The organism is Pseudomonas sp. KH_017 (assembly GCF_057840285.1).
In genome coordinates, this window is the sequence record NZ_CM174509.1 from 2,714,461 (window position 1) to 2,728,847 (window position 14,387).

Annotated in this window: 9 protein-coding genes and 1 pseudogene; 4 read left to right on the forward strand and 6 right to left on the reverse strand. The window is 60.4% G+C overall.

Features of this window, described 5'->3' with window-relative positions; all coding sequences use genetic code 11:
* Positions 1-261: 261 nt before the first annotated feature.
* The 5 genes from AC3IT6_RS12370 to AC3IT6_RS12390 all read right to left on the reverse strand — a co-directional run bounded on the left by AC3IT6_RS12370 (position 262) and on the right by AC3IT6_RS12390 (position 5,017).
* On the reverse strand, positions 262-645 hold the full coding sequence (locus tag AC3IT6_RS12370) for a hypothetical protein (RefSeq protein ID WP_489355837.1): 384 nt from the start codon (positions 643-645) through the stop codon (positions 262-264).
* Positions 646-971: 326 nt separating this feature from the next.
* Positions 972-1,688, reverse strand: coding sequence for a gamma-glutamylcyclotransferase (locus tag AC3IT6_RS12375; protein WP_489355839.1), 717 nt, complete (start codon positions 1,686-1,688; stop codon positions 972-974).
* A gap of 39 nt (positions 1,689-1,727) precedes the next feature.
* Entirely contained in the window at positions 1,728-2,687 is a 960-nt protein-coding gene (locus AC3IT6_RS12380; RefSeq protein ID WP_489355841.1) for an alpha/beta fold hydrolase, read from the reverse strand.
* Between the two features lie 16 nt (positions 2,688-2,703).
* Positions 2,704-4,116, reverse strand: a complete 1,413-nt coding sequence (locus AC3IT6_RS12385; protein WP_489355843.1) for an NAD(P)-binding protein — start codon at positions 4,114-4,116, stop codon at positions 2,704-2,706.
* Between the two features lie 199 nt (positions 4,117-4,315).
* The gene (locus AC3IT6_RS12390) at positions 4,316-5,017 is read right to left on the reverse strand and encodes an EthD domain-containing protein (RefSeq protein WP_489355845.1); all 702 of its coding nucleotides are present in this window, start codon (positions 5,015-5,017) and stop codon (positions 4,316-4,318) included.
* Positions 5,018-5,288: 271 nt separating this feature from the next.
* Between AC3IT6_RS12390 and AC3IT6_RS12395 the strand changes: the two genes are divergently transcribed.
* Positions 5,289-6,446: an HD-GYP domain-containing protein gene (locus AC3IT6_RS12395; RefSeq protein WP_489355847.1), complete on the forward strand. Its 1,158-nt coding sequence runs from the start codon at positions 5,289-5,291 to the stop codon at positions 6,444-6,446.
* Between the two features lie 51 nt (positions 6,447-6,497).
* A complete protein-coding gene (locus AC3IT6_RS12400; RefSeq protein WP_489355849.1) occupies positions 6,498-10,907 on the forward strand; it encodes a response regulator in 4,410 nt (1,469 codons plus the stop codon).
* Positions 10,908-10,950: 43 nt separating this feature from the next.
* Here the strand turns inward: AC3IT6_RS12400 and AC3IT6_RS12405 are convergent, their stop codons facing one another.
* A complete protein-coding gene (locus AC3IT6_RS12405; protein WP_489355851.1) occupies positions 10,951-12,354 on the reverse strand; it encodes a glutamine synthetase family protein in 1,404 nt (467 codons plus the stop codon).
* 1,175 nt (positions 12,355-13,529) lie between these two features.
* On the opposite strand from AC3IT6_RS12405, the pseudogene AC3IT6_RS12410 reads away from it, so the two are divergent.
* Together AC3IT6_RS12410 and AC3IT6_RS12415 are read left to right on the forward strand one after the other, a co-directional pair.
* Positions 13,530-13,661 (forward strand): annotated as a pseudogene (locus AC3IT6_RS12410) (amino acid ABC transporter ATP-binding protein); the annotation flags it as partial.
* 50 nt (positions 13,662-13,711) lie between these two features.
* The gene (locus tag AC3IT6_RS12415; protein WP_489355853.1) at positions 13,712-14,377 is read left to right on the forward strand and encodes a GntR family transcriptional regulator; all 666 of its coding nucleotides are present in this window, start codon (positions 13,712-13,714) and stop codon (positions 14,375-14,377) included.
* Positions 14,378-14,387: the final 10 nt, after the last annotated feature.

A 14,387-nucleotide genomic window follows, 5' to 3' on the forward strand; every position in this document is an offset into this window, starting at 1 on the left:
ACAGATGAAACTCCTTTTCCAAAACAAGATTCTATCATTGGGGTCTGAGGGGCGAGGGGCTGCGAATGACCTGAAGCGGACGGTCAGGTTTCACTTGGGAAGCGCTGAATAAATATCCGATTCATACCTCGTCGACGTTTTCCGCTTGATGTCTACAACCTGGTGGGCGAGCACTGCCATATCGGGTCGGTTTGAGTCCTGGTTTCGCAAGTTGGCGGTGCATCGCCCATGTTGCAGGCGGATTGATCCCTAAGCGTCGCACTAGCGACGATAGTAGCGGCGCTCGTCCTCGTAGCGGTGCCGCATGGCCCGATCCTGGTGGCGCTCCCAATCACGACGGCGTTCTGCTTCTCGGCGGGCTTGCTCTCTGCGCCAGTTATCTCTACGCCAATCGTCTCTACGATTGTGCCAACGGTCGTCATGCCAGTATCGGTCGTCATGGGCAAGCAACGGCCCTGGCTGCTTGCCGGCCGTACTGACCAAGGTCGGCCAAGGGTTGCCGGCAGCGTGGACCGGAACCTGAACTACTGCGACTTCAGTTGCGAAAACAGGGGTTGGGGTCTTCATCTGTGTTGCTGATGCCGAGCCCACTGCCGCGAACGCGAACAGGCCGAAGAGCACCATCCGTGGGTCATGGAATTTCATGAGCGAAGACAACCTCTGATTGACATTTTGACGTGTGACCATCTGGCTGCGGGAAGCAGGTGAGTTCGCGCTTACCGAGTGAATGTGCCTATTCACATAGACCGATAAATAGGGAAAAGTTCTAGGGGCCGCTGCTTAAATAACCAACAACGTCAGTGTGCGGCCCCTTTGCGGTTTGTTATCTCGATGTCCGCTCCTGGCTGTGGATTCAACCGGTCACAATGGACCGCAATCGACCCATTACAGGCGCTCAAGCCAAATGGAGCTTTTGTCGGGTGGATAACCGCCAAAGGGCGAGCATCGCGGGATTCGCTCGCCCAACCTGGCTATTGCGCAGCAAGCAGGGAGTCTTCGATTTCCTGTGCGACAAGGCTTTGTATCCGCCACATATTTCGGTCCCGAATGCCATGCTCCTCGAGCATTGTCACAGTCCGGAACAGGTATTGGGCCGCCGAGCCCCAGTGCCCGGCTGCGCGAGCCAATACATGGGCAACCTTTTCCATGGGCAACTTTCCGGCATAGGCCATTCCGTCGCGTGCTGCGACAAAAGCTAATGCACGCACTATCCCGGACTCGGTTTTAACCGAAATCCAGCGCGGAATATTGGTTGGTGGGTTTGCGTCTATTTCCCGGACCATCAACAGTCCCAATTGCTTGAAATGGTCTTGCGTTGGAAGCCGGTATGCCAACCCGTTGCAGCTTCCGCCCCGGTCGAGGGCCAACATCAGGGCTGGCAACTCGCGCGTGCCGCGCCAGCGAGTCAGTTTGAGGCAGAACGATCGATGCCAGCCGAAGGCGGTAGCGCTACGGCTCTCCAAAAAATCGAACTCCGGACTCCATATCAGTGAGCCATAAGCAAAGATCCAGAGCTCCTGCGGTTTGTATTCAAACAACAGTGCCTCCACCATCGCATCAAACTCTGCTTCGGTGTGTTCGGTCGTGCCCGGTTCGGGTCCGGGATCGGGCTCAAAACGCTCAACGCGAGCGACGAGTTCTGCAGTCAGGTTTCGTCTTTTGGCGGGCGTGGTTCTCAGGGGTGCCATACCGGCCCTCCCACTATGGATAGAAATTCAAGCTCCTGATCAGAGTTTTTTCAGGAAGCCCAGTAGCAACTCATTGACCTCGGTCGCGCGTTCGCGCTGTATCCAGTGGCCGGCATCTTCGAGGATATGACACCCGCGCAGGCCCGGCAGTGTCTGCGCGAAGGCTTCGATCTGCCGCGGGGCGCCCGGAAACTTCAGCACGGCGTCGCGGCTCCCGGCAATGAACATCGACGGCTGCCGGATAATGCAACCGCGCCAGGGTGCCAGCAGTGCCCATGAGCGCGTCATGTTGCGGTACCAGTTCAAGCCGCCGCGAAATCCGCTGCGGGTGAATTCGCGGGTGTAGTAGGCAATATCCGCAAGGCTTAGCCAGGCTGGCAGGGTTTCGGGTTCGATCATCCCCCCCAGGAAGCCCTGGTCCGGCTGCAGCTGGCCAAACACCGGCCCATCGGGCCCGTCACCCGAGCCATTGAAGTAGATGCGCCGGATCGACGACTCGACGTCCCTTTCCAGCTCGGCCTCGGCCACACCCGGCGTCTGGAAATACTGGATGTAGAAGTCGCTGATACCTCGCGAGGCCAGCGCGCTCAGGAGCTCCACGCGCCCCGGTGGCGAGAAGGGAACGCTCATGCCGACCACTGCGCGGAACAGATCGGGCCGCATCAATGCTGCGCTCCAGGCCACCTGCGCGCCCCAGTCATGGCCGACGATCACGGCTTGCTGTTCGCCGAGTGAGTTGACCAACTCCACCATGTCGCCCACCAGGTGGAGTGTGGTATAGGCGTCGGGTTCGGCCGGCGCATCGGTGCCGCCATAGCCACGCATGTCGGGCGCGACCGCTCTATAGCCGGCGGCCGCCAGCGCAGCAAGCTGGTGGCGCCACGAGTACCACAGCTCCGGGAATCCGTGGCATAGCAAGACCAATGGACCTGAGCCCTGGATGGCGACCTGCATGCGGATGCCGTTGATGTCGAGCATTTCGAGGTGTGGCTCGTTCATGTGTGCTTCCTGCAATTCAAGCGATGGACCCCAGCAACCGCGGCAGATTCGCCGCAGCCTGCTGCCTGCTGACAGAGAGGCGATGCAGCTGTGCCAGTTTCTCGGTGTCGGTTTCCTGCAACCCCCTGACCACCGCCGTCAGAAAGTACAAACGCGACTGCCTGATCCAGCGGGCCAGGCCTTCATGTTCTCCCCAGCGTAGTTGGTTACCCAGGTAGACCGCCCACATTCTGATCCAGTCCGTGGGTACGTGAGGCGGGGGGACCATGGTGCAAAGCGCGTTCATTTGCGCTTGATCGTCCAGGTGGCTTTCCACATAAGCGATCAAGGCTGCGCTGAACAAGGGTTGGCAAGTGCTTACCATCAACAGGTTAATCTTGCCGCCATCGAACACCTTCATTTCAGGCAGTGACGGGATGGCACTGGCGCTGCAGTCAATGTGCAGAGCACCCGGGCTCGTGGCGATGCTGCCCTGCTCAAGCACAATGCGCGTTGGCTCGATCACTCGCACCCGCCCCAGGCGCACAATGTTGTCGATGCGGCGAAGCTCACGTAATTCCGCCTGTGTGACAGTGGCGCAACGGTAAGCAGTGGGTTCCACCGACTTGTCTATGCGCAGGAGCTGGCCCGTCGCCTCAAGCCTGGAGAACAGGTCCGGGATCGAGTCTGCGGTTGTGATGGCCTCAAATTGTGCCGTGAGGCCGCCGATTGTTCGTTCGAAGCTGTCGAGGCCAGGTTGCAGGTTGGCCCGGTCGATCAACCACGGGTCGTTCGGCATGATCCAGCAGATTTTTTCGGGCGCAATACCGTTTTGCAGACACCACAGGCAAGCGTCGATCCCGGTCTTGCCCGATCCCACCACTACGTAGCCAGAGTGTGGGTGCCGGATCTTCGGCAGGTCGTTCAGTGGCACGCATTCCACGCCGGGCTCCACCCTGTACCTGGGCGGGTGAGTCGAGGGAACTGCCGTCTGGGCATGGGTGGCGTCCACCACCTTTTTGTGCACCCGGACCTGATGGTTTGCGCCGCTGACCAGTGAGGTAAAGCGGTGGTCGTCAATGCGGTCGCCGGTGTAGTTGCACATGGGGAAGTAACGGACTCGACCTGACGGCAGAAACTGCTGATTCATCACCTGGTCGAAGTAGCTCACCACCTCAGTGCCGGAGGCTAGCTCATACAAGCCCGAGTTCAGTGGCGCCTGGTCTTTCGTTGCGCTGCCCAGTTCCCGTGAGTTGACGCCATAGAAAGCCGAGGGCTGATGCAATCGGACGAACGAGTAGGCATCATTCCAGTGCCCGCCAGGTCGATCGTGTCGATCCACCATCATGACGCGTGCATTCGTTTCCTTGAGTAGCGTATCGACGAAAGCCATGGCCGTCGCGCCAGCACCAATGATCAGGTAGTCGGTTTCGATCATATTTTCGTCCATATGCTTTCGCCTTTCTGAAGGTTGCTCCCTCTCAAGTTCAGTAGATTAGCTACCTGTACCAAGCCCAATAGAACGAATGCTCCTCACTCAAATAACCGATGGAATTAATGGCTGCGGCCGCAGTGATCATTAGCGCCGGCGGGCATGCTATTGCAGTGAATTCGCGTGAGGGGCCTTCACACATGACGATTTCCCGGTCCTACAGGCAGTACTGGCTGGTAGGCAGCACGTCGATCCTGTCGAAATCGATGAAGCGGCTGCAGCTGTCCGTCATCGCGGCCAGGTTGCGCTGGAATTTCGCTTCGTCGCCCACCGCATCGAAAAAGGCCATGGGATCGGTCATGGCCGCCGGCGGAAAACATTCCTCGACGATGGCATCGATCCGTGGGGCTCCATGCGTCAGTGCCGACACCACCAGGTTTTGCACGTACTGGAAGTTGGCTTGCGTGTCCACGGCCACCGTCGTGTGATGGTTGCGCCAGATGTCCAGCCAGGCCTCGGGGGTCAGGCGTGGAGGGCGGGTCAGCAGGGCCAGTTGGGCAAAGCCGTGGGTACGCTCACCTGGCGTTGCAGGGAAGCGAGTATTGGCGATAGCAACCGACTCGCAGACCAGGTAGGCGGCCATGCGCGCCGTTGCCGCGCTGATCAAGTGATCGAAAGGGCGACGAGCCGGCCCGTTGGCACTGTCCAGCCACAGCGACAGGCTGCCATCGGGCAATGGCCGGTTGTTTTCCTGGCGCAGGCCGGCTGCAGGCAGAACATCGGCATCGGCCAGGTTCAATTGCACATTACGGGCACCGAGTGCCTGCAATTGCCCGGCGACCTCACTGCGCAGGCGATGGGCGAAGGTATCAGGACTGACTTGAGTATCACGCCACAGCAGATAGATGACTTTTTCCATAGCTATCAAACTCCTCGTTGCGGTTGATGGATGGCGCAGCGGTCGTGCTGCCTGGTCCATCCGGATGGCCGAAAATCCCTGGCGTCATAGTCATTCAAGGTCTGCCCTGGGTAATACCTCAAACAGACTATTGACCCGCACTATGAGGGCAATGGCTCCGCCGCTCGACGCCGGGCAGCCCTGGAGAACTGCAGCTAAGCTTTCTTGCGCTGGGGCGGCAGTGGAAGTGTTGCCTTGGGATGGTCCATGTCTGGCAAGGGAGCCCCCCGCCATGAGTGCCGAACAGCGTCATTACAGTCCACCAACCCTCCTGGTGGTCGATGACACGCCCGATAACCTGATGCTGATGACGGATCTGCTCAAGGATCGCTACCGGGTCAAGGCCGCCAATAGCGGTGAAAAGGCTTTGCGCGTACTACAGGGCGACACCCTCCCGGACCTGATCCTGCTTGACGTGATGATGCCCGGGCTGTCCGGCCATGAAGTGGCGCAGCAGCTCAAGCGCGACCCGCGCACCCGTGATATTCCGATCATCTTTCTGACGGCCATGGCCGCGACCGAAGATGAGATCCATGGCCTGGAACTGGGCGCTGTCGACTACATCACCAAACCGATCAGGCCGGCGCTGGTCCTGGCGCGGGTAGATACCCAGCTCAAGCTCAAGGCGGCGGCAGACTTCCTGCGCGATCACAACGACTATCTGGAAAAGGAAGTGGAGCGCCGGACCCGCGAAGTGATTGCGATCCAGGATGTGGCCATCCAGGCCATGGCTTCACTGGCCGAGACTCGCGATAACGAAACCGGCAACCATATCCGGCGGACCCAGCATTACATCAAGGTGCTGGCGGAGCATCTGCGTGATCATCCGCGTTTCAGTCACTTTCTCACCGAGGACACCATCCAGTTATTGTTCAAGTCGGCGCCGCTGCACGACATCGGCAAGATCGGCATTCCCGATCATATCCTCCTCAAGCCGGGACGCTATACCGAGGAAGAATTCGAGATCATGAAAACTCATACAACGCTGGGACGCGACGCCATCCAGCATGCCGAGGATCAGCTCGGCATTCGCGCCGAGTTCCTCAGCCTGGCCAAGGAGATTGCCTACAGTCACCAGGAAAAATGGGACGGCAGTGGGTATCCGCAGGGGCTGGCGGGTGACGACATCCCCGTCAGCGCCCGGTTGATGGCGGTGGCTGACGTCTATGACGCGTTGATCAGCCGTCGGGTCTATAAAGCGGGGATGCCCCACGCGCAGGCCGTCGAGATTATTCGTCAGGGGCGGGGCACGCACTTCGACCCGGACATCTGCGATGCCTTCCTGGTCTGCGTTGAACAGTTCCAGACCATTGCCGAGCGCTTCGCCGATACCGAACAGGACATGGCCGGCCAGCGGGCTGCCCTGGAGCGTATCGGCCAGACTCCGTGAACCCGCTACTGCCCTATATCAGTGTTTTCATCAGGTCCACGAGGACAGGTCATGGCCGGATTGCGCACCCTGCTTGAGCGCCTCGCGCTGTTGCACAAACTGATCCTGGGTTTTTCAGCACTGCTGCTGTTGGTGCTGGTGCTCGGCGTGCAAAGCCTGCGCACCCAGCAATCGCTGAAGCAGGACATGCAGAACCTCTACCTGCAGGAACTGGTCGGCATGGAGCACTTGCAGGAAGCACGTGTGCAATTGCCCCATATGATGCAAGCACTGCAGCGTGCGGTGGGCACCGACAGCGCGCAGATTCGCGTCGAATCCCTGCAGCAACTGCATGCAATCCGCGAAGGCCTGCAGCAGGCCGTGGCCCACGCCAAAGTGACCCTCAGACGCGCGGAGAATCTGGCGCGTCTCTCCGAGTTCGACCTGCTGCAGCAACAGTTGCAGCGTTATAGCGACCAGGCCTTTGTATTGATCGACCAGGGCCAGCAGAGTAGGGCGTTGTTGCTGCTCAATAGCAGTGAGTTCCAGCAACTTGCCCAACAGGCCGACAGCCTTTTGTACGCGATCGCCCAGATCAAGGAAGCCTCGATTCGCGACACGGCCAAGGACATTGCCGAGTTTGCCGAACACAGCACCATGCTGACTTACGTACTGTTGTTCGGTGGCTTGTCGCTGTCGTTGCTGTTGTCCTGGGTCGTCAGCCAGTCGATCCGCAATCCGCTCAACCGGGTGCGAGTGGCGGTAGACCACTTGGCCGCCGGGCAGCTCGATCAACCGATTCCCCACACCGACCTGAACAACGAAACGGGCGATCTGGCGCGGGCCATCGCCAAGCTGCAGACCGAGTCCCAACAACTTGAGCGTCAGCGCTGGATCAAGGCGCATACCGCCCAATTGCAGGTCGATCTGCAGCAGGCAGAAACCCCGGCGGAACTGGCGCAGGTGTTCCTGCAATGCATGGCCAGCCTGCACGGAATCTGCCAGGGGGTGCTGTACAGCGCACAGGAGGACGCCGGCACGCTGCTGTTGATGGGCCGCTATGCCACCGATTCCGAGCGGCCACCCGAGGCGCAAATCATGTTCGGCGATGGCCTGTTGGGGCAGTGCGCGGTGGATCGCCTGCCACGCCAGTTTCAGGCGATGCCGGAGCAATACTGGCGTTTGCGCTCGCCGCTTGGCGAGGTCCCGGCCCGTTGCCTGCTGCTGCAACCCATTGTGCGTGGCGAGCGGCTGCTGGGCGTGCTCGAACTGGCTGGCCTGGAGCCATTGGGCGAGCGTGAATTGCTGCTGTTGCAGGAAGCCACACCACGCCTGGCCGCGGCCATGGCGATTCTGGAGCGCAATCAGGCGGTCAAGACCCTGTTGGCGGAGACCCGGCGCCAGGCCAATGAAATGGCGGAACAGGCGCTGCAACTGGAGCAGCAGGCGCAGGCACTGGAAACCCAGCAATCGGCGTTGCGCGCCACCGAGGCCTGGTATCGCGGGATTATCGAAGCGGCGCCGGACGGCATGCTGGTGGTCGATGCCGAGGGACAAATCCTGCGCACCAATCGCCAACTGGATCAGTTGTTCGGCTATAGCCCCGGTGAGTTGCTCGGCGAGACCATCGATCGCCTGGTGCCGTTGCCCAGTCGCGGGCGTCACGTGGCGCTGCGCAAGGGCTTCATGGCCCACGGCGACACTCGCCAGATGGGGGCCAACCTGGACGACCTGCAAGGCGTGCGCAAAGACGGCAGTCTGTTCTCGGCAGAAATCAGCCTGTCGCATCTGCCGAGTCTGGAGGGGGGCGGAGAATGCGTGTGCGCTTCGGTGCGCGACGTGAGTGAACGCCGTCATCTGCAGGCGGCACTCAAGGCCAGCGAGGCGCAGTTGCGCGCAGTACTCGACAGCAGCCCGGTGGCCATGGTGATCAGGGACGTCGATGGCCGTCCGACCTACTGTAATCCGCAGTTCGACAGCTTGTTCGGGACTCGTCTGGCTGAACTCGAAGGTACGGATCCGGCGCAGTTCTGGATCGACCCGCAGGCACACCAGCGCTTTCTCGCAGCGGCAGCGCAAGGTCCAGTGCTGAACTTCGAGACCACCCTGCAGCGCGTTGGAGGCGAACGCGTCGACGTACTGGTTTCGGCCGTCTCGATGACGCCGGGGGAGCGGGGCATGGGGGCCAATTGGTACTTTGACATCACCGACCGCAAGACCGCCGAGGCCGAGGTGCAGCGCGCACGCGAGGCTGCAGAAGAGGCGACCCGGGCCAAGAGCAACTTCCTGGCCACCATGAGCCACGAGATCCGCACACCGATGAACGCCATCATCGGCATGAGCTACCTGGCATTGCGCACCGAGCTCGACCACCGCCAGCGCAACTACATCGAAAAGGTCCATCGCTCGGCGGAATACCTGTTGGTGATCATCAACGACATCCTCGACTTCTCCAGGATCGAGGCCGGCAAGATGCACCTGGAGCACATTCCCTTCCACCTCGAAGCCGTGCTCGACGGCTTTGCCAGCATGATTGGCCTGAAAGCCGAGGACAAAGGCCTGGAATTGCTGTTCAGCACCGATGCCGAACTGCCGACCGCTTTGATCGGCGATCCGTTGCGTCTTGGCCAGGTGCTGATCAACCTGGGCAACAATGCGACCAAGTTCACCGAGCAGGGCGAGATCGTGCTCGGTGTAGAGCAGCGGAGCTCGGCAGGAGAGCTGGCGCAGTTGCATTTCTGGGTACGTGACACCGGGATCGGCATGAACGCCGAGCAATGCTCGCGCCTGTTTCAACCCTTCAGCCAGGCCGATAGCACCACCACCCGCAAGTACGGTGGCACCGGATTGGGCCTGGCCATCTCCCGGCATCTGGTGGAATTGATGGGCGGGCACATTTGGGTAGAGAGCGAGCCGGGCCATGGTTCCACCTTTCATTTCGAGGTGAGCCTGGGCGTGCAGCGCGACAGACATTTGCGGCGCATGGTGACCGCCGACGAATTGCTGGGCAGCCGTGTGTTGGTGGTCGATGACAACGCCAGCGCGCGCGAGATCCTGTCCAGCATGGCACGCAGTTTTGGCGTGGAGGTGGACGTCGCGCAAAGTGGCCGGGCTGCACTGGCCATGCTGGTGGAGGCCGAAGCGAAGGTGCTGCCCTATGATCTGGTGCTGATGGATTGGCGCATGCCTGGCATGGACGGCGTGGAAACAGTGCGGCAGATGCAGGCCGCCAAACTGGCGCAAACACCATCGGTGATCATGGTCACTGCGTTCGGTCGCGAGGAGGCCCGCGAAGAAGCCAGTCGGCACGGTATTCATTTGCCGGTGGTACTGACCAAACCGGTGACGCCGTCTACGTTGCTTGAGGCGCTGGTCACGGTGCTCGGCAAGATCCCCCAGGCCGATACCTGGGCCAGTGAGCGACTCGGCCAGAGCGCCAGCGCCATGGCCAGCCTGCGTGGCGCGCGACTGCTGTTGGTCGAAGACAATGAGCTGAACCGCGAGCTGGCCTGTGAACTGCTGGAGAGCGCCGGGATCGAGTTGTGCCTGGCCGTTCACGGCGCGCAAGCGCTCGATCAACTGCAGCATGACGCAGACTTCGATGGTGTGTTGATGGACTGCCAGATGCCGGTGATGGACGGTTATACCGCGACCCGCAAGATACGTGAGCAGCCACGCTGGGCGGATCTGCCGGTGATCGCCATGACTGCCGACGCCATGGCGGGGGACCGTGAGCGGGCGCTGGCCTGCGGCATGAACGACCACATCTGCAAACCCTTGAACGTCGACGACATGTTCGCCACGTTGGCCAAGTGGATACATCCGCGAGCTGACCGTGGCGCGGTGTCGGCTGACGTTTCGCCGCTCACCACGGTGCCAGCGGCGAGCCTGCCAGCCAGCCTTCCCGGTATTGATTTGAAAGCGGGCCTGGGCACCTGCATGGGCAAGGTCGAGCTTTATCTGCGCCTGCTGCGCAAGTTTCGCTCCAGCCACCAGGCTTTTTGTGCCGAGTTCCTGGCTGCCCGAGGTCAAGGCGATCCTTCGGCGACGGTCAGGCTGGCCCATACCTTGCGCGGCACGGCGGGCAACATCGGTGCTGTTGAATTGGCGAGTGCAGCCGGCGCGCTGGAGCAGGCGTGTCTGAACGATGGGGCGGGAGATGGGGTGGAGCAGGACCTGGCCGATCGGCTGGTGGAGGTCGAGCGTTGCCTGACACTGGTGCTGGAAGGATTATCGGTGCTCGGCGAACCGACATCGTCCGCAGACTCATCAAGCGCGCCACCGGGCAGCGAATGGCATGCACAATTGGCCCACGTCCGGTCTCTGCTGGCCGAGAGCGACACCCAGGCGCTGACGGCCTTGCTCAAGCTGCAGGGGCTGGCTTCAGACCCGCGGATGACCGAGCAGTTGCTTCGGGTTGTCCGGCAAGCGGAGTGCTTCGATTTCGATCAGGCGCTGGAGTTGCTTGAAAACCTGTCCTGATCATTAAATCGGTGGATAGGCATCGCTCATGCCTGAATGCCGGTCAGGGTTGGGTCAGGTACCAGCGCCAGTCCCGTTCACCGAACTCGGCCATGAATTGCCGGTACTCAGCGCGTTTGACTGCCAGATAGACGCCGAGAAATGCCTTGCCCAAGGCGTCGCGTGCCCAGCTCGATTGTTCCAGCGCCTGCAGTGAAGTCAGCCAGTCGGTGGGCAGCAGCTCCTTGGCCTGAGTGTGGCCGTCGCCTTCAACCGGCTCGCCCGGATCGACGTTTTCACTGATCCCGTGATGAATGCTGGCGAGAATCGCTGCCGCTGCCAGATAAGGGTTGGCGTCGGCGCCGCAGATTCGATGCTCGATGTGCCGTGTACAAGCCGGGCCAGTGGATACACAGAGGCTGGCGGTGCGGCTGTTGATGCTCCAGGTCGACGCGAGTGGCGCGTAGTTATTGGCCTGGAAACGGCGGTAGGAGTTGGCGTTGGGGCAGAACAACAGCAACGAGTCGAGCAGCAGGGCCAGCATGCCGCCCACCGACCGGCGCAGCAGCGCAGTACCGGCCTTGTCTTCACTGGCGTAAAGGTTGTTGCCCTCGGCATCGGCCAGGCTCACATGCAGGTGCATGCCGGTCCCCGCCAGGTGCTCAAAAGGCTTGGCCATGAAACAGGCCTGCAGGCCATGTTTGTGGGCCACGCCTTTAACGATTCGCTTGTAGCGAATGGCCTGGTCCATGGCCGATAGCGCGTCTCGATGCTCAAGGGTGATCTCCATCTGGCATAGCGCGTCTCCATGCTCCGAGGTGATCTCCACCTGGCCGGGGGCGCACTCGGAAATCGCGGTGCGCGCCTTGATATTCTGGGCCATGCACGCGGCATACAAATCCGCCATAAAGGGTTCGATCTGCTCCAGTTCACGCAGGCCGTCGACCTTGGAGCTGCGCCGGCGAGCGACGTCACCGTCGAGTGTCGGTTGTGGCCGACCCTGGCTGTCGCGCGGCTGGTCGAGCAGGTAGAAATCCAGCTCGCAGGCCATCACCGGGTTATAGCCATCGGCCTTGAGTGCATCGATCACCTTGACCAGCAGATGGCGTGGGTCGGCTACCGTGGCCGGCATGCCTTCGGTGGGGTGCATGCAGACTTGCACGGCAGCGGTAGGGATCAGTCGCGTGGGCATACGCATCAGACTGCCCTCCAGTGGGTAGGCGCAGCAATCGATATCGCCCACATCCCGGGTCAGCCCCGAGTCTTCGACATCATCGCCGTTGAGCGTCAGGCCGAGCATGGCACTGGGCAAGGAGCGCCCGCGTTGGTAAACGGTCAACAATTCCTCACGCTGCAGCAGCTCACCGCGAGGCACGCCATTAGCGTCGAGGATGAACAGCTCGAACATTTCAATATCAGGGTTCTGCGCTAGAAAATCCTCGGCTTGCTGCACACTGGCAAATTGCATGGGACTCTCGCTTGCGCCATCGGGCGCACGGGGACCGCCTACGGTTAGCGGCAGGCTGGTCTTCATCGGATTGAGGCCGGCCGTGTTCGGCCAACGAATTCAAATCAACGCGAGGGCTGCATCTGGTGGGCGCGCATGACGGCAATGCCACAGCGCCCAAAAGGCCAGAATGATATGGAGCAGGGGATTTTGACACGGACGGGCTCGCACCTTCGGGAAGGAAGGGCTTAGCTGGCGACGGATCAAGCGCAGGAGCGAAATCATGGCTGCGGATACTCCCACCGTTTGAAGGTGCATTAAATCAGCATTTGTGAACCTTTGGTTATTGCTTGATTAAACAACTGCAGCAATGCGCCGGGGCCGTGTTCTACAGTGAAAACCAGCGGCAGCGCCCCCAATATTTGCTGATCAAATCAAAGCCGGCTCACCTGCAGCACCCAGAAGACTTCTGCATGCCTGATGACTGCTTCTGGCCGATCGGTGCCTGTCGCGAAGGGCAGCGTGCGACGCAAAGCGGCCTATCGCTACACACCATGCAGACAAGCACCAGGGCTCTTAATGAGGCAAAAGCCTGGCTTCAAAGCGCACCTCGATCGCGCCATTGCCTATAAACGCTGACGTCGACCCTCATTACCTCGACAAAGAGATCGATGTAATTGAGGGGGACCAGGTCCCTTTCTGTCTGAAAATGTCCGGAGGGCCGTGAAATCGCTCCTGCCTGGGCGTCGCCAATCCAGAATTGAAGTCATTGGCTGCCGTTCGGTTGGGTACAGGAATCCATCGAGATGAGCGCGCGATTTACCGAGCCACTACGCAGCGCAGGGTCACCAAACAGTGAAGCTGCCCCTCCACAATGACGATCAATCCATTGCAGCTTACGGCTATGCGGGAATCGTGCGCGTTCGGTAATAACTCGAAATTTCAGCTGCGTAAAAACTGTTTTTTGCTCTGCAACGTAGCGTTCGGTAACGAATCGCACCGTGTTGGCGTACCCGCCTGTCCATAAAAGACGTTCTCCAGACAAAAAACTTTCAAGCAGGCCTTAAATTAGGTAATTGGCACGGTATGCGCATACATGCAATCAAGTGATTGTTGAACAATCATGATCGCCCTCACTGCTTCCACCTACCGAGGATACGAACATGCAAAAAGGTCTGATGGGCAAGAAAACCACGCGTAACCTCATCGCCCCGGCGCTGGCCATGCGACCTTCGGTGATGCTGTTCGACGAGCCGACTTCGGCCCTCGACCCGGAACAGGTCGGCGATGTCCTGGCGGTGATCGAGGAACTGGCGCGCGAAGGCATGCCCAGGTTTCTCAAAGACGTACAACTGGCGTGGACGGAGGGAGTGCAACGGTGAGTCAACCCAAGGAAAAAAGCCTGTCGCTGCCGGACCAGGTCGCCATCGAACTGCGCGAAGACATCATTGGCGGGCGCCTGTTGCCAGGCATGCCACTGGTGGAAAGCGAGCTGGTCAACGCCTACAACGCCTCGCGCAACACCGTACGCGAGGCGCTGCACCAGTTGGGTCGCGAAGGCCTGACCAGCTATGTGCGCAACAAAGGCGTGATGGTGCGCCGAATGGGTATCGACGATGTGCGCGACATCTTCAAGGTCCGCCGCACGCTCGAATTGCAGGCGATCGCCGCGAGCAAGCCGTTACGCGAGTACCAGTCCGATCTGATGTTCGATGCCATCGAGGCGGCGCAACTGGCCCAGGATCGCGAGAACTGGCAAGCCTTCGGTACCCACAGCCTGCGTTTTCACCAACACATCGTCGGCCTGATGCGCAGCCCGCTGTTCGACGAATTCTTCACCCACGTGGCAGCCCAGATGCGCCTGGTGTTTTCCAACGCCCCCAGCGAGGAAAGTTTCCAGAAACCCTGGCTTGAACGCGACCGGCATATTCACGACCTGCTGGGCGATGGCCGCAAGAAGGAAGCCGAGGAGGCCATGAGCAGCTATCTCAACGACTCCGAACTCGTGCTGCTGGATATTCTGAGCAGCCGACCAAAACACTGAAGAGAGGATC

What these genes read in the sequence shown, in the direction of transcription:
- AC3IT6_RS12370 (WP_489355837.1), bottom strand. Translation starts at nt 645, where the DNA reads ATGAAATTCCATGACCCACGGATGGTGCTCTTCGGCCTGTTCGCGTTC.
- AC3IT6_RS12375 (WP_489355839.1), bottom strand. Translation starts at nt 1,688, where the DNA reads ATGGCACCCCTGAGAACCACGCCCGCCAAAAGACGAAACCTGACTGCA.
- AC3IT6_RS12380 (WP_489355841.1), bottom strand. Translation starts at nt 2,687, where the DNA reads ATGAACGAGCCACACCTCGAAATGCTCGACATCAACGGCATCCGCATG.
- AC3IT6_RS12385 (WP_489355843.1), bottom strand. Translation starts at nt 4,116, where the DNA reads ATGGACGAAAATATGATCGAAACCGACTACCTGATCATTGGTGCTGGC.
- AC3IT6_RS12390 (WP_489355845.1), bottom strand. Translation starts at nt 5,017, where the DNA reads ATGGAAAAAGTCATCTATCTGCTGTGGCGTGATACTCAAGTCAGTCCT.
- AC3IT6_RS12395 (WP_489355847.1), top strand. Translation starts at nt 5,289, where the DNA reads ATGAGTGCCGAACAGCGTCATTACAGTCCACCAACCCTCCTGGTGGTC.
- AC3IT6_RS12400 (WP_489355849.1), top strand. Translation starts at nt 6,498, where the DNA reads ATGGCCGGATTGCGCACCCTGCTTGAGCGCCTCGCGCTGTTGCACAAA.
- AC3IT6_RS12405 (WP_489355851.1), bottom strand. Translation starts at nt 12,354, where the DNA reads ATGCAATTTGCCAGTGTGCAGCAAGCCGAGGATTTTCTAGCGCAGAAC.